Annotated in this window: 18 protein-coding genes; 17 read left to right on the top strand and 1 reads right to left on the bottom strand. The window is 42.6% G+C overall.

What is annotated here, in order from left to right:
- Window positions 1-35 precede the first annotated feature (35 nt).
- A complete protein-coding gene (locus DW996_RS09090; RefSeq protein WP_118535497.1) occupies window positions 36-710 on the top strand; it encodes a hypothetical protein in 675 nt (224 codons plus the stop codon).
- A gap of 79 nt (window positions 711-789) precedes the next feature.
- On the opposite strand, the gene DW996_RS09085 is transcribed toward DW996_RS09090, so the two are convergent.
- A complete protein-coding gene (locus tag DW996_RS09085) occupies window positions 790-1,836 on the bottom strand; it encodes an aldose epimerase family protein (RefSeq protein ID WP_118281404.1) in 1,047 nt (348 codons plus the stop codon).
- Between the two features lie 265 nt (window positions 1,837-2,101).
- Here DW996_RS09085 and DW996_RS09080 point away from each other — a divergent pair, with 265 nt between their 5' ends.
- The 16 genes from DW996_RS09080 (at window position 2,102) to DW996_RS09005 (ending at window position 23,503) form a co-directional block, all read left to right on the top strand.
- On the top strand, window positions 2,102-3,931 hold the full coding sequence (locus DW996_RS09080; RefSeq protein WP_118535496.1) for a family 43 glycosylhydrolase: 1,830 nt from the start codon (window positions 2,102-2,104) through the stop codon (window positions 3,929-3,931).
- Window positions 3,932-4,224: 293 nt separating this feature from the next.
- Complete coding sequence (gene trkA, locus DW996_RS09075) at window positions 4,225-5,583, top strand: Trk system potassium transporter TrkA (protein ID WP_118535495.1); 1,359 nt, start codon at window positions 4,225-4,227, stop codon at window positions 5,581-5,583.
- A gap of 26 nt (window positions 5,584-5,609) precedes the next feature.
- Complete coding sequence (locus DW996_RS09070; RefSeq protein WP_118281407.1) at window positions 5,610-7,067, top strand: TrkH family potassium uptake protein; 1,458 nt, start codon at window positions 5,610-5,612, stop codon at window positions 7,065-7,067.
- 162 nt (window positions 7,068-7,229) lie between these two features.
- On the top strand, window positions 7,230-9,050 hold the full coding sequence (locus tag DW996_RS09065) for a Firmicu-CTERM sorting domain-containing protein (protein WP_118535494.1): 1,821 nt from the start codon (window positions 7,230-7,232) through the stop codon (window positions 9,048-9,050).
- Window positions 9,047-9,643 carry an exosortase family protein XrtG gene (gene xrtG, locus DW996_RS09060; RefSeq protein ID WP_118281409.1) on the top strand — a complete coding sequence of 199 codons (597 nt, stop codon included), beginning with the start codon at window positions 9,047-9,049 and terminating at the stop codon, window positions 9,641-9,643. The genes DW996_RS09065 and xrtG overlap by 4 nt, the downstream gene beginning before the upstream one ends.
- Window positions 9,627-11,024 (top strand): TIGR03111 family XrtG-associated glycosyltransferase, encoded by a 1,398-nt coding sequence (locus tag DW996_RS09055; protein WP_118535493.1) that lies wholly within the window; start codon window positions 9,627-9,629, stop codon window positions 11,022-11,024. The genes xrtG and DW996_RS09055 overlap by 17 nt, the downstream gene beginning before the upstream one ends.
- Window positions 11,025-11,057: 33 nt before the next feature.
- Window positions 11,058-12,164 carry a hypothetical protein gene (locus tag DW996_RS09050; RefSeq protein ID WP_118535492.1) on the top strand — a complete coding sequence of 369 codons (1,107 nt, stop codon included), beginning with the start codon at window positions 11,058-11,060 and terminating at the stop codon, window positions 12,162-12,164.
- A gap of 3 nt (window positions 12,165-12,167) precedes the next feature.
- A complete protein-coding gene (locus DW996_RS09045) occupies window positions 12,168-12,641 on the top strand; it encodes a 6-carboxytetrahydropterin synthase (RefSeq protein ID WP_118535491.1) in 474 nt (157 codons plus the stop codon).
- Window positions 12,589-15,111, top strand: a complete 2,523-nt coding sequence (locus DW996_RS09040; RefSeq protein WP_118535490.1) for a 6-pyruvoyl-tetrahydropterin synthase-related protein — start codon at window positions 12,589-12,591, stop codon at window positions 15,109-15,111. The genes DW996_RS09045 and DW996_RS09040 overlap by 53 nt, the downstream gene beginning before the upstream one ends.
- Window positions 15,112-15,117: 6 nt before the next feature.
- Entirely contained in the window at window positions 15,118-17,547 is a 2,430-nt protein-coding gene (locus tag DW996_RS09035) for a 6-pyruvoyl-tetrahydropterin synthase-related protein (protein ID WP_118535489.1), read from the top strand.
- A gap of 2 nt (window positions 17,548-17,549) precedes the next feature.
- A complete protein-coding gene (locus DW996_RS09030) occupies window positions 17,550-18,398 on the top strand; it encodes a class I SAM-dependent methyltransferase (RefSeq protein WP_118535488.1) in 849 nt (282 codons plus the stop codon).
- Between the two features lie 117 nt (window positions 18,399-18,515).
- Window positions 18,516-19,853 carry a TrkH family potassium uptake protein gene (locus DW996_RS09025; RefSeq protein ID WP_118535487.1) on the top strand — a complete coding sequence of 446 codons (1,338 nt, stop codon included), beginning with the start codon at window positions 18,516-18,518 and terminating at the stop codon, window positions 19,851-19,853.
- 11 nt (window positions 19,854-19,864) lie between these two features.
- Window positions 19,865-20,512, top strand: a complete 648-nt coding sequence (locus DW996_RS09020) for a potassium channel family protein (RefSeq protein WP_118535486.1) — start codon at window positions 19,865-19,867, stop codon at window positions 20,510-20,512.
- Between the two features lie 15 nt (window positions 20,513-20,527).
- The gene (locus tag DW996_RS09015) at window positions 20,528-20,779 is read left to right on the top strand and encodes a hypothetical protein (RefSeq protein WP_118535485.1); all 252 of its coding nucleotides are present in this window, start codon (window positions 20,528-20,530) and stop codon (window positions 20,777-20,779) included.
- Window positions 20,780-20,802: 23 nt separating this feature from the next.
- Complete coding sequence (locus DW996_RS09010; protein WP_118535484.1) at window positions 20,803-22,785, top strand: DUF4118 domain-containing protein; 1,983 nt, start codon at window positions 20,803-20,805, stop codon at window positions 22,783-22,785.
- A complete protein-coding gene (locus tag DW996_RS09005; RefSeq protein WP_118281420.1) occupies window positions 22,778-23,503 on the top strand; it encodes a response regulator transcription factor in 726 nt (241 codons plus the stop codon). The genes DW996_RS09010 and DW996_RS09005 overlap by 8 nt, the downstream gene beginning before the upstream one ends.
- The last annotated feature ends 8 nt before the right edge of the window (window positions 23,504-23,511 follow it).

Genomic DNA, 23,511 nt, shown 5'->3' with positions numbered 1-23,511 from the left:
CAGATTGGCAGTTAGAAGGATGGAAAGGAGTTATTATGATCGAGAAGATTAAATATATATATGAACTTCAAAAATATGGTTTTCAGAGGAAAACACAACTGGTCAGCATGCTCATCATGTATGTGATCGGTCTTGTCATGGAAGTAGTTTCGCATGGAACCTATTGGCTGGGCATGTTTTTTATGATGATGACACCGCTTTTTGTGACGCAGACCCTCTATAGCACCTGTATGTCGGGGCTGGTTGCGGCAAGCCCACGTGGAAAGCAGATCCAGACTTCACTGGCGTGTCTCGGCGACCTTGTGACCACCCTGGTATCCATGAGTATTCTGGTTGTCTTGAAGAGTGTGGAGGTAAAGGTATATCCGGACCATGCAAGAGTTATCTTAAGTGCTTTTGTCATCTTATGTCTGATCATGATTATAGTGCATCTCTACACGGCTTTGGTGTATAAGTATTATGCTTTATCGATCATATTGTTATTCGCGATCATCTGGCCGATATCCTATGTTATGGGCTATCAATCTGTAGGGGAGAGCAGTTTTGTCTTGTCTTTTGTTCCGGCATCTCCCGGGCTAGTCATCCTCTTTGCCTATGTAAGTGCGCTGGTTGGTGTGGGACTGGAATATCTGATCGCAAAACTGGTCTATCGTGCACCGCTTTCTAAGTATGCGCAGGGGGCAGCCATGCGAAAATATCTGAAAAATTAATCGTGTAAAAAGAAAAATCCCCGGGATGCATGATAGTCAGAAGTCTGATTATCGAGTCGTCCCGGGGATTTTTAGATAATTATACTGTCGTAAATTTGTAAACGGTAGAAGTCTTGACCGTCTCTCCTGCCTTTTCTAGCGGCTGCGGGAAAGATGGGATGTTGATGGCATTTGGGAAATACTGTGTCTCAAAGGCTACGCCATAGCGTTTGCCATAAGTACAGCCGCCCTTGCCGACTAGTCCCTCATTGATATAATTGCCGCCATATAACTGCATGCCCGGCAGATCTGTGTAGACTTCCATCTTGCGACCGGATGCCGGATCATAGAAGGAAGCAGCAATTCCCATTTGACCCAATGGTTTGTCGAGTACGAAGTTGTGATCGTATCCGCCTGCCCATGCAAGCTGCTCGTAAGCATCATCCATCTCCGGTGCCATAGGCTTAGGTGTTGTAAAGTCCATTGGTGTGCCTGCAACATCGAGAAGTACGCCGTCTGGGATAGAAGCGTCGTCTGTCTGGGTAAAACGGCTGGCGTTGATCCAGATCTTCTGCTCCATAGCGGAAAGTCCGGCATCGTGTCCGGCAAGGTTAAAGTAAGAGTGGTTGGTAGGATTGAAGATTGTGTCTGCATCAGAAAGTCCGGTGTAGTCCAGACGCAGTTCCCTATCTTCTGTCAGTGTATAAGTCACGGTATAGGTTGCGTTTCCCGGAAATCCCATATCCATATCCTTCTTCTTATAAGAAAAAGTGATGCTGTTTTCGGATACGGCATCGACATCCCAGATACGGCGACAAAGAGGATGGAAGCCGCTATGTAAATTGTTGACACCGTCATTTTTATCCAGTTCGTAGGTCTTGCCATTCAAGGTAAATTTGGCATCACCGATGCGGTTGCCGCATGGAACGACGCTGCATCCAAAGAAAGCATCGTTGGTAAAATAGTCTTCTAAATGTTCATAGCCAAGTACAATGTCCTTGCAATCCCTATTTTTATCAGGAACAAAGAGTGTCAAAAGATTGGCACCGTAATTCATCACGCTTGCCCGCATGCCATTGGTTCCGGTCAGTTCGTAAACTACAACATCTTCTCCATCGGGTGTCTGTCCCCATACATGTTTTTCCAAAGTAAATACCTCCTGTCAAATCGGTTTTTGGCAGTATTCTGCCAAGTTAGATTTATTATAGCAAAAGATACCTGCATTACCATGTAAAGTAGTTGATTTTTTTGTATCAGTTTTTTGCCAAGAAAGATCAGATGCAAAAAGATATATAAAAATTTGTAAAAAAAGCAAAATTTTGATATCGAAAAAAGAAAGGCTGCCTTATGATACAAAATAAGAATAGATAATTTCGCGCTGGAATGTGCATATAAGAAGGAGGAAAAGGAATATGAAGTATTTTTGTAATCCGTTAAATGTGGATTACCGTTACCAGTTCAACCAGCAGGTTATGCCGGGATTGGGTGAGGGTGCGATCGAAGTATCGCGTGAAGCGGCAGATCCATCTATGATTTATTTTAAAGGAAAGTATTATATCTTTGCATCTATGACACTGGGTGTCTGGGTATCTGAAGATATGGCAAATTGGGAGGCTAAGCGTCTGCCGGATAATCTGCCATTTTATGATTATGCACCAGATGTCAGAGTCATCGGGGATTATGTATATTTTTCAGCATCCAAAAGAGGAGAACCTTGCAATTTTTATCGTACAAAGAATATTGAGGAAGGTCCTTATGAGGAAATCAAAGGAACGTTTGATTTCTGGGATCCAAACCTTTTTGTAGATGATGACGGAAAAGTATATTTCTACTGGGGATGTGCCAATATGACACCAATCTGGGGTGTTGAGATGGATCCTGAGACCATGCAGCCAAAGACGGAGCGAATCGAACTTGTGCATGGTAATTGGAGTGAAAATGGTTATGAAGTCTGTGGAGAAGACCATTGCGACCTGCCTTTGGAAGACGATGCTTTGGAAGCAAAATATCGTGGATTCATGCAGATGCAAGGAATGGATCCGGATAATCTGCCACCGCAGATGCAGGGCATGGCTATTATGTTAAAGGGTTATGTCAGCGGTCGCCCATACATCGAGGGTGCCTGGATGGATAAGCATGATGGCAAATATTATCTCCAGTATGCTTGTCCGGGAGCGCAGTTTAACGTATATGCGGATGGTGTCTATGTATCTGATTCACCGCTTGGACCATTTAAACTTGCCGAGAACAACCCATATTCTTACAAGCCAGGCGGATTTATTCCGGGAGCAGGACACGGTTCTACCATGCGCGATCAGAAGGATAACCTTTGGCATACTTCTACCATGCGTATCAGCATCAATCATAATTTTGAACGTCGTGTCGGTGTATGGCCGGCGGGCTTTGATGCAGACGGCGAATTATTCTGTAATCAGAGATATGGTGACTGGCCACAGGCTGTCAGCGGTGATAAGCAGGACCCATGGAAGAATCCGGAGTGGATGCTCTTAAGTTATGGAAAGAACGCGACCGCATCTTCTGCAGAAGAAGGAAAAGGTGCGGATAAGGTTACAGAGGAAAATGTCCGTACATGGTGGCGTGCTGCAAGCGAAAAGCCGGGTGAATGGGTACAAGTAGACCTGGGCGAGACTATGGACGTACATGCGATCCAGGTCAACTTTGCAGACGACAAGATCGAAATCCCAACACCGGGAGAACTTCGTGGAAATCAGACCGGAAAGCGTTATATTGAGGAGCGCGATCTGATCACACGCTGGACATTGGAAGGATCCGTGGATGGCAAAGATTACTTTATGATTGAGGATAAGTCAGAAGTTACAACAAACCTGCCACATGATCTTGTGGTAAGAGAGGATGGCTTACAGATACGTTACCTGAAATTGACAGTTCTCGAAGTGCCATACGACCAGAAAGCATGCGTCAGCGGACTTCGTGTCTTTGGTAGGGGGAATGGACAGGCGCCAAAGACTCCTACATTTGCAGCAAAACGTGAGGCTGACCGCAGATACATGAAAGTTACGATCGAGAGTCCTAGTGATGATGTCGTAGGTTACAACATCCTCTGGGGACATAAGGCAGACAAGTTATATCATAGTTATATGGTATTTGGCGTGACCGAGAAAGAGATTAAGGCACTTGTTACCACACAGAATTACTTTGTCCGCGTGGATGCTTTCAATGAAAATGGCATTACGGAAGGTCAGGTTATTGCTTTATCATAATACCTGCAAAAACTTTATAAATAAGAAAACTCCTGCTGTCTCTGAATTACGTGAGATAGCAGGAGTTTTGTTACATATATAAGTATTTAATTTTTTTCAGTTAAAAAGATCAGCTTGATATCACAAATCCATAAAATCAGTGACATTGCATTAACAAGGGTGGAGACAGATTTTGATACACTTTTTAAAGAATTTACAGAGGAATACATGATAAAACAGTTGCCTTTTTGGAACAAGTGATATACAACTATATTGGAGTATGAGCGAATTTGATTTGCTAGGAGGAGTTAAAAGTGAAAGTTATCATTGCTGGTGCCGGAAAAGTTGGCTGTATGCTGACCAAAAAACTGCTGGCAGAAGGTTATGAGGTTACGCTGATTGATAATAATCAACAGGTGATGGAAGTATGTTCTGACCGTTTTGATGTTATGAGTGTACAGGGAAACTGTGCTTCTATGGAGGTCTTAGAGCAGGCAAATATACGAAAGGCGGATCTTTTGATCGCTGTTGCGGGAAAGGATGAGTTCAACCTCTTATGTTGCATGACTGCACATGGCATGAATCCTGATATTCATACGATCGCCCGTATTCGTAACCCAGAGTATGGAGATCAGATCTATAAAATGAGAGATACTTTTGCGCTTTCTATGACGGTAAATCCGGAGAGACAGGCTGCACTTGAGATTGACCGTCTCTTGAATTATCCGGGTTTCCTGCGAAGAGACACCTTTGCGCGTGGCAGAGCAGAGATCGTAGAATTGAAGATAAAAGAAAATTCCAAACTTTGCAACATTGCACTGAATGACCTGAACTCGATCGTAAAGAGTAAGGTCTTGGTGTGTGCTGTGCGAAGAAACGGCGTGGTCAGTGCACCGGATGGTAATTTCGTCTTAAAAGAGGGCGACCGTATCTATGTAACGGCGGCAGCTAAGGAACTGACAAGCCTTTTGAAAAATCTTGGCATCATCACCCATAAGGCAAAACGTGTGATCCTGTGTGGCGGCGGAAAAGTCAGTTTTTATCTGGCACAGATGTTGTCGCGCGCCGGTATTGATGTACATTTGATCGAGAAGGACAGAGACCGTTGCGTGGAACTGGCAAAATATCTGCCGGACGTATCCGTGATCTGGGGCGATGCCAGCAATCAGACATTCTTGGAGAGCGAAGGCTTAGAGCAGTGTGACGCTCTGGTTACCATGACAAGTTATGATGAGATGAACATGATCATTTCGCTTTATGCACAAAATTGTAACGTGGAACAGGTGATTACCAAGGTGGATCATACCGAGAATTCCATGATCCAGGATATCTTGAACCTGGGAAGCGTTGTCTGTCCGAAGGAGTTGTGCTGTAACCAGATCGTGCGTTATGTGCGTGCTATGGAAAATACCACAGGTGCGGCGTTATCCGTACATTCTTTTGCAGAGGGACAGATGGAAGCCTTGGAATTTCGCGTGGATGAAAAGACGAGAAACTGTGGCAAGCCGTTAAAGGAACTGCAGTTGCGCAAAAATGTGCTGATCGCGTGTATCACGCGTGGAAAGATGCCGGTCATCCCGGATGGAGAATCGACCTTTGACGTTGGCGATACCTTAGTGGTTGTAACGAACGGCGATGTGGTTCTTCACACATTAAATGATATGTTTGCATAATATAAATTAGAGTAACGAGGTTTGGTATGAACTATAAGATGGTGGGACGTTTCATGTCCCTCGTGATCATTACGGAAGCGGTCTTTATGGTGCCGGCATGGATCATTAGTCTGATCCACGGCGAGGCGACTTCCATTACGGCATTTGCAACAACGATCATAGGATCGATCCTTGTAGGACTGCTTATGTTTATGCTCTGTCGTAGGGCAGAGATGCGTTTTTATGCCAGAGAAGGATTGGTCAGTGCGGGTCTGGGCTGGGCGATCATGAGTCTGGTTGGCTGTATGCCGTTTTTTATTTCCGGTGAGATCCCGGCATTTATTGATGCATATTTTGAGACGGTTTCCGGCTTTACCACAACGGGAGCATCCATTCTTACCAATGTGGAGGCAATGTCCTATGGCATGCTCTACTGGCGTAGTTTCACCCATTGGCTGGGCGGTATGGGGGTTATGGTCTTTCTTCTGGCGGTCATTCCTGCCAGTGGCAAGGGCAACGGCTTTACCATGCATTTGCTTCGAGCAGAAAGTCCGGGACCAAATGTCGGCAAACTGGTGCCACGTATGCGCCAGACAGCGACGATCTTATATACCCTGTATGTGGCCTTGACGATCTTATGTTTTGTGTTTCTGCTTTTCGGCGGTATGTCACCCTTTGAGGCGATCTGTACTGCATACGGAACCGCCGGCACGGGTGGATTCGGTATAAAAAATGACAGTATGGCAGGTTACAGCGTCTACATCCAGAATGTCTGTACGGTATTTATGATCCTCTTTGGGGTCAATTTTACCTGTTACTATATGCTCCTTTTAGGCAAGGTGAAGGATGTCTTAAAGGACGAAGAACTGAAACTGTATCTTGGGCTTATTTTTGCCAGCGTGGTCCTGATCTCCATCAATACCAGATCTATGTTCCACAGTCTGGGAGAGACTGTTCAGCAGGTATTTTTCCAGGTGGCGACCATCATCACGACGACCGGTTTTGCAACCACGGACTTTGACCTCTGGCCGACCTTTTCCAAGGCGATCCTGATTATCCTCATGTTCTGTGGAGCGAGTGCGGGCAGTACCGGCGGTGGTTTTAAGTGCGGTCGTATCCTGCTTTTGTTCAAGAACCTGCACCGCAATCTGCAAAAGACCCTAAATCCGCAAAAGGTCTTAGTTGTAAGAAATAATGGTCAGGTCGTCAGCGAGAAGGTGCTGGATAATCTGAACACTTATCTGATCGCCTATGTGATGATCACCATCGTCAGTTTCCTTGTGATTTGTCTGGATGGTAAGAGTTTGACAACAACCATGACATCGGTCATTGCCTGCTTTAACAATATCGGACCGGGCTTGGATGGCGTCGGACCGACTTGCAATTACCATGATTTCAGCATTCTGTCAAAGATCATCCTGATCTTTGATATGTTGGCGGGCAGACTGGAAATTTTCCCGATCATGATCCTGCTTTCCAAAAATACCTGGAAGAAGCTGGGATAATGGTTGAAATCTGAGAGGAAAATGCCGATAAATTCAGTATAAAACGCACAGGATTGACATATATTTCAAGGGCAGAATTCTTGAAATATGGGCATATAGAGGGTATAATGTTTTACTATAAAAGATGTTAGTGTAGTTTTTTATGATAAGAGGATGAGGTGCATGAAGGGCAAGAAAATAATTTCATTATTATTAGCAGGAAGTATGGCTGTTGCATCGGCAGTCTGTCTGTTGCCGGATCAGGCAAGGGATGTACTGGCATCGGACAGTGTCGTATGCGATGGCAATAGCGCGGATTGGGGCAGTATCGCCAGCCGTGGTTCCGCAGATGGCTCTGTCAGCGATTGGAAGACCTGTGTATCGGGCAGTTATCTGTATTTATATGCAGCGCAGAATCCGACCGGGGCATATGGCGAGGCGATCGGCAATACCAAGGTGAGCCTTACATACAATGACAGTCAACTTTACAATGCCAATTACAGCACCATTCAATTTGTACAAGACTGGTCAGACGGCAGTGGATCTTATGTTGTCAAGGATGGCTGGAACAACAATATATCCGGGGCGCAGTTGGTCTTTGAGGGCGGCAATACAGATTACAATGTAGATTCTGCCTTCGCTGAAGTTGCTATTCCAAGATCCTGGTTCCCATCTGAGGACTTTACTTTAACCTATGCCGGTGTTTCCGTTTCCGGCAGTGATATTGCAACGATCGACGGTGCGTCTGTACTGGAAAAGCAGAAGGATGAGACGGGCTACGGCAATGGTAATTCTTCCGAAGCATCCACAGAGGAGACCGTGGAAGCCATTGATGAGAATGAAGAAGATACTACAGAGGACGCAAATGCTGACCTGGCAGTGACTACAGCAAACGGCATTACGATCGATGGAAATTTCTCGGATTGGAATAATGTGCAAAAAACGCAGAACCCGGCAAGCGCCTTGAAGGAAGGTGCGGCTGTATGGATCGGCGATTACGTTTACCTCTATTTGCGTGAGCAGGACTGGTGGGATGGCTGTGCAACACAGGTAGGCCCATGGAATAATGGTACTTACTGCATTGAACTGAGTGATGGTACCAAGACCAATATCATGATCAGCAATGCAGCTGCCTATGTCAGATCCGGCAAAGAGTTGCGTGAGTTGGACTTCCGCTATAGCAATCATGAGTATGAGATTGCCGTGCCGGTATCCAGCCTGCAAGGTTTTAATGACAAGATCACATCCCTCAATTTCGGTATTATGACGGATACGACACCGATCTATATCACACAGGGCTGTGTCAACCAGTCACCAAGCATTGATACAGATGATACGACGACAGGAACGCTCAAAAAGATTTCCTATGACTATGATTTTTCTGATTGGGAAGGCTATCAGAAGACATCCATCGGTTACAATACCAAGGCAGATGCTTCCGGGGCTTTGTATTCGGACGGTGATATTCTCTTTGGCTATGTAGATTATTATGGTGCTTACTACCGCGATGCATTTAATTTCATTACTTTGAGTGTAAACGGTCAAAACAGCAGAAATACCATGTATTTCACCCTGCGTGGCGTAGATGCCAATGGCAATGTGCAGCAGTGGAAGGATGCAACCAATCTTGGACCCGGAGATTATGAATTTTATCTTTTTGATACAGCATATGTAGGATCTGCTAGCAACATCAATGATCCATGGACTTATACATATGGCAGAGCCTATATCCATGTCGATAAGACCGGCAGGGCACAGATGGAATACTACATTGATATTCCAACTTTGGTAGAGGTTGTGAATACAGATCAATGGGGTGCATATCATTGGAATCTCAAGCAGTCCGACATGAAGACATTCCATGTGAACTATGTTCGTATCGGACCGCAGTGGATATCCTGTGGCGGTACATCTACAGGACCGATCTTAGGTATTCTCCTGTGTCTGGCAGTTGTTGTGATCGCACAGGTATATCGTAAAAAACGCACCGGAAGGTTAGCATGAAAAATATCATTGGATTCGTTTTAATCGGAGTTTGGATTTATATTTACTATCTGATGCATAAAGCGCAGCTCAAAGCCTGGAAGTATTTCTGGGGAGCCTGCGGACTTTTTATCATCATGATGGTATGGGTAAGACCTATTATGACCCAGCCACTGGCAGAAGTAGTTGCTGCAGTGGCTGGTGTTTTTGGTGATATCACAGGTATGTATACGGCATTCTTCAAGTATGGCGTATTATTTGTCAATGCCGCCGACGGAGCCATCACGCTCCAGATCGACTTTGAATGTTCCGGTATTCTGGAGATCATGGCATATCTGGCATTGCTTGTCTTTTTTGAGGCATACAACATTTTTGAACGTATCATTGTAAGTGTAGTTGGCATTTTTTACATTATCCTTGCCAATGCACTGCGTATTGCCGTCATTTGTACCATTATCTATTTCAATGGTATCGGTGCCTATCATATAGCACATACCATTGTGGGCAGATTGGTGTTCTATGCGCTGACTGTAATATTGTATTTCTTTGTATTTACCAAGGCACAGATTATCCGGCAAAAAGTGGGAGGATTTGCGTATGGCCACGATAAATAGCGTGTTAAATTCCTTTCTTTTCTGGGCTGCGTGGATCATCATTCCATTTATCATGGAAATGGTCCCGGCGATTGGTAACATCTTTATATTATTTCGCAAACACAAACGTATCAAACAAAAAACAAAGGAGTCAGAGGAGCAGAACTTGGGATTTTATCCTGAGATCACTCTGATGATCCCTGTGTATAATTCTGCGGGCACACTGGAAGCCTGCATCCGATCGATCTATGAGAGCGATTATCCAAATGACCGCATCAATGTCTATCTGATCAATAATCAGGGCAAGGATAACAGTTTTCAGGTATTTTGCCGGTGTCAGTCCAAGTATCCGGAACTGATCATGCAGTGGCTCAATGCAGAACAAGGTAAGTCCAAGGCGCTGAACATGGCGCTTTTTAACAGCAAGGGCAAATACATCATAAATATTGACAGTGACGGTATTTTGGAAAGGTCGGCATTGAAAAATCTGATCGCCAAGTTTGAGGCAGACCCGGAGATCCAGGTCATGACCGGGGCTATTTTGATCGAGCCGCGCTTGATCGAGGAGTATCCTTGGGTATTTCCAAAGTTATTGCGCAAGACAGAGTTCATGGAATATGCGCAGGCATTTTTGGCAGGGCGAAACTATGCATCCGAGACAAATTCGGTCTATACCTTATCGGGGGCTTTTTCTGCCTTTCGTAAGTCGGCCGTGTTAAACTCGCATATGTATAATACGGACACCATTTGTGAAGATACGGAACTGACTTTCCAGATGCGCTACAATAAAAAAGAAAAGGTGCAGATCTGTGAGAATGCCATCTTTTTTGTTGATCCGATCGATGATATGAACAAGTTATATACGCAGAGACAGCGCTGGCAGCGCGGAAGTCTGGAAGTTTCTTCCATGTTCTTAAAGGACAAATTGAAGGTCAACCGCATGTTTTCTGACCCGACCGTGCGCACCCTGGTCTACGATCATACCTTTGCTTTTCCGCGTATGATCTGGTATCTGGCATTGATCTGCCTGCTGTTTATGAATTACTCCATGGAGATGGTTTTGTTTTCGGTAGCGATCCTGTTTTTGGGCTACTTTGTCGTGGGATTTTTCTATTTCTTTTCGACAGTGGTATTCCTAAAGCCATTTAAGGAATTGCAGAAGTATTATAAGAAGCAGTGGTATGTGGTGTTCCTTTTGCCATTCTTTAACCTTTTGGTATTTTTCATCCGCTTTGCAGGGATCATCAACAGTATCAATACCAGCAGTGCATGGAAAACACGTAATTTTACCGAAGAAAAGCAGGCATTTAAAGATGAGTTTTTAGGCAATACATCCGGTATTCGGGGAGCCATCCAGAAGTTCCGTGCATTTGTCAATGTGCCGGGGATGGAAGACGAATGACCGTAAGATATGATGATAAACGGAGGCAGGATTTTGAAAAAGAAAGAACTGCGACAGACAGCAGAATGGCAGAATAAAAAGACAGATATCAGGAAACTGGAAAGAAAATTCCGGAATATACTGATCCTTACCCTGGTCGTGGTGGCAGCCATGTCGGCGATGGGACATTATCTGATGAAGCGCTATACGACTACAATTATGAATGTTTATGCGACCCAGCAGGATAACTATGTGCAGTTGGTGCTGGATCAGATTAATTTACAGGAAAATGGAACCGAGGAAAGCATCATTTCTGATATTATAGAGACTCTGGATAGTGGAAATACACATTACTGGACCCTGTCAAAAGAGGAGAATATCCTTTTTGTCAAAAATGTTACAGAGACAGACAAATATCAGGGGACTTCACTGGATAAGTTTTATGACACAAGTTCGGCAGATGAATTTGTAAAATCCCTGCGCTTGAACCATGTGACCCATGAACTGATCAAGATGGACGGATCCCGTTATGTGGCATCCGGTGTGATCTTTTCCTACAATGACACACAATATACCCTGTGTCTTTTGACCGATGAGACCGTTATCTTAGATAACAACGAATTTTTGTCAACACGTATCAGTATGTATATTTATGTCATCATCATTATGGTACTCATGCTTTTGGTAGCCATGGGAGCAGAAATGACGGTAAAGAAGCGGGAACTTGATAACAATCTTTTGCATAGCCGTCTGGAGATCCAGAACCAGCACATCGAGCGCTTGGAGCGCGAAGCAAAGGAGAGGGATGCCTACGATACGAGATTAAATCTTTATCAGGAGGCAGTGCTTCCTGCATTTGCCCGCAAATTGGATGAGAAAAATGTGGATCAGGCAGTGCTTGCGGTGCTGCGTTTTGCAACGGAGGCGGACACCAAACAGTTTTTGGCAGATTCTATGACCAAATTAGATGATGAGATCCTGCGATTTAAGAAAGATGACACAGGGATCATTCTCCTCATGTGTCACTATACCTATGAAATGGCGTGGCGCGTGATCCATAATGTGGGAGCGGTCGATCAGATCCGCCACATGGAAGATATTAAGGAAAGCAAAAAGACCATTACAGAGGCATGCGCGGAAGCGGAAGAAAAGGAGTGGTAATTCATGGCATTACAGTTGAACCGTACCTATCGTTTTAAATTTTATCTCAATGCGAATCATTATATCATCATCAACGGTGTGGAGGGCGAGACACATCCCCACACTTGGGAATTTACCATTGACATCATGATCAAAAATGATGAGTTCGTGGAATTTAATACTTACGAGAAATCTATCAGCGAGTATTTTGCCAAGTATCAAAACGGAATCATGAACAATTTTGAACCTTTTGACACTGTGATTCCAACCCTGGAAAACATGTCCGAAAAGTTTATCCTGGATATCCGCGATATTGTAGAGGCTGGCGATGCCAAACTGATCAAGATGGAGAGCAGCGAAACGCCGACCAGAAGTTACATCATCAGTTTCGCGGAAGACGAGGATTTCAAGGAAACGATCAGAAACAGACGCAAGGAAAGCATGGATGCGGAAATTGATGCAGTCGTTGACCGGATCGCGCAGAAAAAGGAAGACTGACCATGAAAAAAGAGGTAAGACGATATGCACGATCGCTGTTATGCTGGTGCTTTATGTCCTGATCGCAGTTGGCCTTGTATATATGCTTTATCGCGGTGGAAACTATCCCGCAGGAACAAATACATTACAATATATCTATCGTGCAAAGATGCTTCTCAAAGGCATAGGTGAGGGAAACGGGTTTCCTCTCTATGATCCTTATTGGTTTAATGGGGAGCAGTTACTCCGTTATGTGGAGCCTCTGCCGATCTATCTTATAGCAGCGTGTCAGGCTCTTGTGGGCGGCGATGCCAATACAGGCTATCTCCTTTTTGTGGGATTGCTCTATTTTGCAGGCGCGGTCGGCTGGATCTTTATCGGAAAGAAGATCGGACGCCTGAAGACCGGATTTCTGGTCGGCACGCTTTGGTTCTTTATGCCCAATAATATGCATACCCTCTTTTTATTGGGAAATTTGGCAGAAGCATGTGCCATGATCTTTTTGCCGGTATTGATCGGCTTTACCTATGAGTGGTTTTTTACGGAGGTCAAAAAGAGCAGAACTTTAGTTGGTATGATCGTCAGCCAGTTTTTGATCGTGGCATGCAGTGTGCGCTACAGTATTTTTGTGGCGATCACGGTCCTGCTGTTTGGCATTTTGGTACATTTTATGTATAAAAAGAAGCCGGGTATCCTACCTGCAGTTGCAGCCATGGTGCTTGGCATCCTGCTTCTGGGCGTATGGCTTTATCCATCCTTGCAGGGGGACGGATCGGATACCTACAATGTCACAGTCATGAAAAATTACTTCCAGAGCGCCTTGCAGTCTTTAAATCCGGTCTATCGTTTGCAGGGAAATGACCAGCATTATTATTTTGGGCTGGCTGCCTTTTTACTGACAGTCTTTGGCGTGCTTGCAGGTTCCAAAAAGTCACGTGTTGGCTATGTGGCAGGCATTATCCTCTTTCTGGGAACGACCAGCAGTGCCTATATTGTTTTATCCAATATGCCGGGCAAACGATATTTCTGGATGACAGAGTATATCTCCATAGCCCTGTGTATGATCCTGCTTAGTTTTGTTTATTGGAAATCTTTGAAAAAGATCTTTTATCTTGCCTGTGTGGCGGTGCTTGTCATAGATGCCTATCCATCGATCAAGGTAAATCAGGGGCAGGCATACTATGATGCGACAGACCAGTTGGATGTTTTTGAAAAGACGACTTTGCTGGATCAGGCACGACAGATCACAAAGCAGCGCATGTATTTCCTGGATGGTGATATTTATGGCGCAAGTGCAGCCTATGTGGCAACGGTAGCGGATGACGGACAGGGCATAGTGGCACAGAGCGGAGGCAATGGCTGGCAGTATGCGGCAACATCCGAGAATATCATGGATGTGAACGAAGCGGTTGGAGCCAGACACTACACCTATTTATTTGACCGGCTCCTTTTACTTGGAAATGATACGGTGTTGATCTATACGGATGCGACCAAGTATCTCGCAAAAGATTTGGAGGATGTGATCGCGGCGGCGAAAAGTTGTGGCTATGATCTGGTTGCCAGCAAGGGCAAATATTATCTTTTCCATCAGGACACACCGGAAACCTTTGGTGTTGTCAGCCGGTATGATGCTATCAGTATCGGCACGTCGGGGAAACTTTTGACCTATTCCTATGCGGATATGATCCAAGGGAAATCAAATAATTTAAACGAGTATTCTTTTGCTGATTTAAAGGACTATAAACTGGTCTATCTGTCCGGTTTTACCTATGACGATCAGACCAGCGCGGAAAATCTGGTCATGAAACTGGCAAAGGCAGGGGTTAAAGTCGTGGTCGATGCCAGCAGTATTCCAACCGATACCTACACGGGTATCCAGGAATTTTTAGGTGTGGATTGTCAGAGTGTCAAGTTTGAAAATGGTTATCCTATCCTTTATTACAACGATCAGGAAGTTCTGTGCGAACTCTTCCCGAAAGACGAGACAGAGTGGAAGACCGTCTGTATGAACGGTCTGACCAACGTCAAGGGTTATTTGTATGAAAACGGCGTACAGATGGCGTTTGCCGGAACAGCCAAGAATGAAAATATTACTTTTATCGGTATCAGTCTGGCATATCATTATTACCGGACACTGGATGAGGATGGCAGCAAAAAGATCATAGACGATCTGATCGGTTCTTATGTGACCAAGGAGCCGGATCATAAGATCGTGCCGCTGACCGTAGATGTGCAGAATAAGGAAGTGACGATCACATCCCAATATGACAATGTCAACACGACACTTGCCGACACGGATAATATGCTTGCATCTGATGATTATGACATCAATGGGCATCAGGTTTATGTCAACAAAGGTACGACGACGATCATCCTGTATTATCCATATTTTACGCAGGGTATGCTCTTGTCTGCGGGAGCACTTGTGGCAGCGATACTGTTATTGATCGGTGTAAGAAAGCACGGAAAAAAGCAATTAGAACGAGTTTAGAGGCTTATGAAACAAAAAAACAAAGAACAGAACCACAATAAAAAATATATTGCCATTGAAATTTTGGTCGGCATACTGGTTTCTCTCGGGATCTTTTTGTTCTTGTATCTGAGAGGTTATCAGCCGGCAGGAGAAGATGTCTATGGACACTTGTATAAGGTGGAATTCTTAGGAGAAAACATCAAAAAAGGTGTGCTTTTTCCCCTCTATACAGAGGACTGGTACAATGGATTTCAGATGTTCCGCTATTGGCCGATCTTTGCTTATTATGTGATGGCGATCGGCTATCTGCTGACAGGTAGTCTGCTCTTATCTTACTATCTGCTCTTTGTGACCATTTTTGCGGTTGGTTATATCGGATTTTGTCTGATCGCCAATCGTGAGCAACGGTTTTTCTTTATCGTGATCGGCATTTGTTATTTCTTTTTGCCGGATAACGTGCGTCTGATGTTTGGTGAGGGAAATCTTGCCCGTGCCTTTATGTCGGGTATGCTGCCGCTTTTCTTTTATTTTTATACGAATCTGATCGAAAAGAAAAAATCTTTGATTCCGACAGTGATCATGGTATTTTTGTTTGTTGCGACTCATATCATGTTGACTGCTATGTGTGCCATTATTTTTTCACTGTATAGTATTTTTGCCGGAGCAAAAAAAGGAACATGGTATTTAGGACCTTTAGCTTTTGTACTGGGAATCCTGACTTCCGGGATCGTTCTCCTGCCAGCGCTTTTGGGTGACGTTGTGACGGGATCCTCTTCTTCGACGGCAAACCGTATGTCGGATTGGAGCCAGAACCTGCTCTTGTCTTTAAGTGTGACAACCAGACAGCAGGGCGAGACATCCTGTACCTTTGGGCTGGCGATGTTTGCGATCGCCATTGTCATTATCATCTTTGGTAAGCGAAAGGCGGGCGCGATTATCGGTCTGATCTTCTTTGTCTTATCGGCAGATGCATTTTTGCCATTGGTGAGTCATATGCCTTTGCCGCAGGCATGGTGGATGCTGCGTTATGTGCAGATGTGCTATGTTTTGATCTGCTATGAGTGGGGCTTTCTGGAATTTAAGAAGAAGGGGCTGATCTGGCTGACACTGGTTGCGGTGCTTTTAGATACGGCGCCGTCCTATTTCTATTTTACCCAGATCGAGGAGCCGGTATCCGGGGAAAACCTCTTGGACGAGGCGGCAGACCTGACTTCAAACCGTATGGGTCTTGTGGATGAAAGTACGCTGAAATCCTATGTTTCCTATTTTGTACTGGAAAAGAATGTGGATTATGTGCAGGGCTGGGATATTCAGGGCGCGACGACCAATGTTCGGATCGTGCATATGACGGAGGCAGCGCGCTATGGATATTATGATTATACTTTCCAGGAATTGCTGGAATTGGGCTGTGACAGTGCGCTTTTGAAAAAATCTATCCTGCCAAAGGGATTTTCGACAGAGGACATTGTAGCGGCGGCAAAGAGATATGGCTATACCTTTGTGGACGAAAATGCAGATGTGATCCTCTTTGATCTGGAGGGGGTAGACGGACAGTTCGGTGTGAATATATCGGCTGACAATCTGGCGATCGGATCGTCTGCCTTGTATGTTTCCTACATGTATCCGTCCTTTGTGGCTGGTGCAAGTGAGGATCTGGATGACTATTCTCTGGATGATCTCAAACAGTACAAAAAGATCTATCTGTCCGGATTTACCTATAGTGATCAACAAAAGTTCGAGGAATTGTTGACATCTTTGGCAGATGCCGGGACAGAGGTGTATATTGATGCCAGAAGTATTCCGAAGAATCGTTATGGTATAGGAAATCTCTTTGGTATTGAGGTTCAGGATATCACTTTGACAAAGGTTTCCGAGTGGCGGTATGGGGATGATACTTATACATTTGATCTGCCATATAAGTGGGTTTCCCAATATCTGACGAGCAGCAATGATGACGTGACGATGGAAAATTTTGTGACAGATGGCTTGGAACTGGGATATTTTGCGACCTACGACAAGAATATTCATGTCGTGGGCATGAGCCTGCCTTATATGCTGGCAGAGGACCCACAGGCAGACCTGCGGACCCTGGTGGAAAAGATGTTTGCCATGAAAGAGGCAGATACTAATGTTTCTTATGAGATCGTTCCGCTGACGATCACTTATGATGCAAATGGCATGACGATCAAGACGGACCAGGATGTATGCACCAATGTAGCATACCAGGACAATTTTGTGTCTGACAGGAAATTCGGTGTAAAGAATGAACTGATCACGGTTAAGGCTGGAACAACACGGATCCATTACGTTTACGCATATTTTAAAGAGGGCATGATCGTCACACTTATTGGCATTTTTGCAACGATCTTCCTATGGATCCTGCTCTTTAAGAAGAAATGGGATCCTCTTGTGCCACTGCGCAAACTGACAGATAAACTATTGGAGATGAACTGAGTATGGATGAGTTGACGGCTCACTATAATAAATTTAATGAGGATAAGCGCCTGATGCGCAGGCACGGGCAGGTGGAGTATATTACTTCCATGAAATATATCCATAAGTATCTGGAGATTCTGCAAGGCGAAAACGCAAAGGATACAACATTACAGATTCTGGATATTGGTGCCGGAACCGGACGCTATGCGGTGGAACTGGCAAAAGAGGGCTATGATGTGACGGCTGTGGAGTATGTGAAATATAATCTAGGACGTTTAAAGCAGAATGCGAACGTGGCGAAAAAAGAATGTCAGGAGGCTGGCAAGGAATTTTTGCTGCAGGCTTATCAGGGCGATGCAAGAAAGCTAAAACGCTTTGCCGAGGATACCTTTGATCTGACGCTTTTGTTTGGACCTATGTATCATCTGTATTCCTTTGAGGACAAGCTGCAGGCGTTGATGGAAGCAAAACGTGTGACAAAGCCAGATGGTTATATTTTGGTGGCATATCTGATGAACGAATATGGTGTGCTTACCTATGGTTTTAAAGAAGGGAATGCAATTGCGTGTATCGAAGACGGACGATTGGACGATAACTTCCATTGTCATTCCACGGAAAAAGACCTGTACGATTATGTGCGTCTGGAGGATATGGAGGCATTGCGTCATGCAGCAGGACTGGAACATGTGCAGACAATCTCTGCGGATGGACCTGCAGACTATATGCGCAGGGAATTAAATGCTATGTCGGAAGAGATGTTTGCGAAATTTATCGAGTATCACTTGTCAACATGTGAACGTCCGGAGCTGCTTGGCGCCGGGGCGCACACAGTGGATATATTAAGATGTAAAAAGAGTCATCTGGGTTAAACCGGATGGCTTTTTTCATCTTTATACAATCTTTATATCAGAAAAAAACAATTTATGGCACCTTATTTTTTATGACGTAAAATATTTGTAGAAAAAGAAAGAACGGAGGAAGTATAGGTGTCAGACCTTGTAAGAATAAAAGAAAAGTTAACATCTTTTCAAATTATAACATTAGGATTTGTTGGGGTGATTTTGTTAGGAGCAATGTTATTGATGTTGCCTATTTCGTCACAAAGAGGTGAGATTACTACCTTTGGAAACGCTTTATTTACAGCCACATCTGCGGTTTGTGTTACAGGATTAGTGGTATATGATACGGCTACATATTGGTCATATTTTGGTCAAACAGTGATTTTAATACTGATACAAGTTGGTGGACTAGGAGTTATCTCTGTAGCCTCGTTTCTTTCTATGATTGCAGGAAGAAAAATCAGTTTAATGCAACGTCAGACCATGCAAAATGCACTCTCCGCACCACAGGTTGGTGGTGTTGTCAAGCTGACACGATTCCTTTTTTTGACGTCATTTGCAATTGAGGGGATTGGCGCATTATTGTTACTTCCAGTATTCGTGCCGCAATATGGGGTAAAAGGAATATGGCTATCTGTCTTTCATTCTATATCTGCGTTCTGCAATGCAGGATTTGATCTTATGGGAGATAAGACAGGAAAGTTTAGTTCTTTAACCTCATTTTCAGGAAATGTATATCTAAATATGGTGGTATGTATTTTGATTATTCTGGGAGGGCTGGGATTCCTTACATGGAGGGATATTGTAACGAAGAAAACACGCCTTAAGGAATATAAAATACAGACGAAAGTAATTCTGGTAACGACAATAATATTGATTTTCGTACCCGCGATTTTATTCTTTTTTGTAGAATTTTATGACAATCCTTTGGAAAAACGTGTTTGTATGTCTATCTTTCAGGCTGTAACGCCAAGAACGGCGGGATTTAATACAGCAGATTTATCAAAAATGTCTGATGCAGGAAAAACGCTTACAATGATTCTAATGTTAATAGGTGGTTCTCCGGGTTCTACAGCAGGAGGAATGAAAACAACAACGGTTGCTGTTTTATTTGCAAATGCTGTTGCAGTATTTCGGAGAAGGCAGAATGCAAATTTTTATGGAAGAAGAATAGATGATTCCATTGTAAAAAGCGCAGCAACCATTATGTTTATGTATCAGTTTTTTGCAGTGTCAGCTGCTGTTATCATCAGTATGGTTGAAAGCTTGCCGATATTGGATTGTATGTTTGAAAGTTTTTCAGCTATTGGTACAGTAGGGCTTACTCTTGGAATCACGACAAGCCTTTCACAAACCTCGCATATCATATTGATTTTGCTTATGTTTTTTGGACGTGTGGGAGGTTTGACAATTATATATGCAGCTTTTTCACATAAGGATACAAGTACATTAAAGTATCCAATAGAAAATATTACAGTAGGATAAGGAGAGAAAAAATGAAATCAGTATTGGTAATAGGCCTTGGTAATTTTGGGATGTTGATTGTGAAACAAATTCATGAATTGGGACATCAGGTAATGGCTATAGATAAGAACGAGAGCAGAGTAAATGAGGCTTTGCCATATGTAACAAATGCGTTGATAGGAGATAGTACGAATGCTAACTTTTTGGAATCTTTAGGAATTAATAACTACGATGTATGCATTGAAACTATTGGAAATGATTTTCAAAGTTCTCTTGAAACAACATCGCTATTAAAAGAACTTGGTGGAAAGATGGTTGTTTCAAGGGCAAATCGTGAAGTTCAGGAAAAATTTCTCTTACGAAATGGCGCGGATGAAGTAGTGAATCCAGAGAAACAAATTGCAAAGTGGACAGCAATAAGGTATACATCAAATTACATTTTGGACTATGTAAAGCTAGATGATAATTATGCGATTTTCGAAGTGGAACTGCCAGATGCCTGGATTGGAAAGAATATACGAGAAGTCAATCTCAGACAGAGATATGGGATTAATATTATGGCAATTAAGGAGAAGGGGAGTATGAAATTGGCTATATCTCCAGATGATATTTTGAACGAGGGACAAACACTTCTTGTGGTTGGCGAACATAAAGCAATTCAAAAATGTTTTCACATATGAAATGAGGCGATTTGATTGGAAAATATCATAGTAGTATTGGTAATTACGGCAGTTTTTGTTTTTGGATATTATGTGATGAGGGCTGTAGATCGTTTTCTATTAGAAAATGAGAGAAGAATGACAAAAGAAATGGAAAAAAAGAAGCCATTGGTCGTTCGTTTATCTGGAAATATGTCACTTGAGGAGATTGACAAGGAAATTGACAAGTTTAGAAAGGATCATATAAATTTTGAGATTATCTTAATAGAAAAAAGTGGTATGATGTAAGAAAAAATTGGAGCATAAACTGAATGAGTCAAAATGATAGTATAGTAAGAGAAAAACAGCAACATATCTTGGTATGTCTGTCATCGTCACCTTCTAACAAAAGGATTATTGATGAAGCGGCAAATCTTGCAAATGCATTTCATGCAGAATTTACAGCTTTATATGTATCAAATGTAAGGCAGAATTCACTCAATGAGGTGGATCGGGAGAGATTACAAAATAACATAAGATATGCAGAGGATAAAGGAGCGGAAATTACGACTGTTATTGGGGAAAATATCTCATTTCAGATAGCGGAATTTGCCAGAATCTCTGGTGTCACAAAAATTGTGATTGGTAGAAGCAACACAAAAAAATTTTATTTTTGGGAGAAGCAGACTTTAACCGAGCAACTCATTATGACTGCTCCTAATGTAGACATCTATATTATCCCGGATTCAAAAATGGACATAAAGGAAAACCGAAAGATAAGACTGACGGAGTATATTATACCAACCAAAAAGGATATTTTGATTACCGTAACACTGTTGCTGGTTACGACAGTGTTGGGATTGTGTTTTAGTCGTAGCGGATTTACAGAGGCTAACATTATTACGGTGTATATCTTTGGGGTTTTGCTTAATGCTGTCTTAACAAAAAGTCATTTTTGCAGCTTAATTAGTTCGTTGTGTAGTGTACTTCTTTTTAATTATATTTTTACGGAGCCGAGATATACCTTTCATGCATATGAACCAGGATATTATGTGACGTTTATTATCATGTTACTTGCCGCATTACTCACAGGCTCATTGGCATATCGCCTGAAAGACAGCGCAAGAGAGTCTGCTCGCGCTGCTTATCGGACAAAAGTATTATTTGACACAAATCAACTTCTACAGAAAAGTAGAACGTATGATGATGTATTACAAGTAATGGCAAATCAGGTGATTCTGTTATTGGACAAAGATATCGTCATTTATCCAGTTAAAAATGGAAGGATAGACAATGGTTATATTTATGCAAAAGAAGTATATGGAAATAGTGAGATATATATGGATGATTCAGAAGATGAAGTGGTGCAGTGGGTGTTGAAAAATAAAAAGAGAGCAGGTGCTACAACAGAAAAATTTTCAGAAGCCAAACATTTATATCTGGCAGTTCGGAACAATGACATTGTATATGGAATCCTAGGGATTTTAGTGGAACATGAATCGCTGAGTTCTTTTGAATATAGCGTGTTGTTATCAATTTTAGGTGAATGTGCATTGGCTTTCGTAAATCTTGATAATGAGAAAGCTAAGGAAGAGGCATCAATGATTGCCCGTAAGGAAAAGCTCAGAGCAAATCTTTTGCGTACGATATCACATGATTTAAGAACGCCTCTTACATCTATATCAGGTAATGCATGTAACTTGTGTAACCATTATGAAATGTTAGATAATGAAACCAGGAAACAAATATTTTCGGATATATATGACGATTCGGAATGGTTGATACAACTTGTAGAAAATCTTTTGTCTGTCACTCGTATTGAAAATGGTGAAATGAAATTGAATCAATCAATAGAGATTATGGATGATGTCATAGACGAGGCGCTAAAACACATTGATAGAAATAAGGTGGAGCATGATATAGAAGTTTGTCGTCCAGAGGAGTTGATTATCGCCAATATCGATGCGAAGTTGATTATGCAGGTTGTTATAAATATTGTGAATAATGCAATAAAATATACACAAGCAGGTTCGATTATTAAGATTGCATATGGAAATAAAAATGACATGGTTTATGTTAATATATCAGATAATGGACCAGGAATGGATGATACAATAAAGGAACATGTATTTGATATGTTCTATACGGGACAAAATAAAATTGCTGATAGTAAGAGAAGCATGGGCCTGGGACTTGCATTGTGTAAATCTGTAGTAGAGGCACATGGTGGAAGTATAGAAGTAAAAGATAATATTCCATTTGGCTGTATATTTACTTTTTACTTAAAAAAAGGAGAGGTAATAATAAATGAATAAGTTTCAGATACTTGTAGTTGAAGATGATTCCCCTATTAGAAATTTAATTGCAACTACCTTGAAAACACATAATTATAAATATTTGCTGGCGCAAAATGGAGAAGAAGCTATTATACAGGCATCAACGCATGATCCTGATGTTGTCTTTTTGGATTTGGGGCTCCCTGATATGGATGGAGTTGAAATTATAAAAAAGATTCGGGAATGGTCAAATATGCCTATTATTGTTATTAGCGCAAGGAGTGAAGATGAAGATAAAATAGAGGCTTTAGATGCAGGGGCAGATGACTATCTTACAAAACCATTTTCTGTCGAAGAGTTGTTGGCAAGACTAAGAGTTATGCAACGCAGAATTGCGTTACTTCAAGTAGACAATAATGTAAACAAAAGTTCAATATATACGAATGGAAAGCTTAAAATTGATTATGTGGCAGGATGTGCATACAAAGATGATGAAGAATTAAAGCTTACGCCGATAGAATATAAATTGTTATGTATTCTTGCAAAAAATACAGGGAAAGTACTTACACACAAATATATAACGCAGAAAATTTGGGGAAGTGCATGGGATAGTAATGTTGCGTCTCTTAGAGTATTCATGGCAACTTTGAGAAAAAAACTGGGAAATGATTCAAATTCTTATATTCAGACCCACGTAGGGATTGGATATCGCATGTTGAAGGTTGAAACTAATATAGAAGATGAAATGTTACCATAGTAAAAAGG

Source organism: Roseburia sp. AM51-8 (assembly GCF_003478275.1).
Taxonomy (GTDB): Bacteria; Bacillota; Clostridia; order Lachnospirales; family Lachnospiraceae; genus Pararoseburia; species Pararoseburia lenta.
The sequence above is the reverse complement of the archived record's forward strand: the minus strand, read 5'-3'. Positions and strand labels throughout refer to the sequence as shown.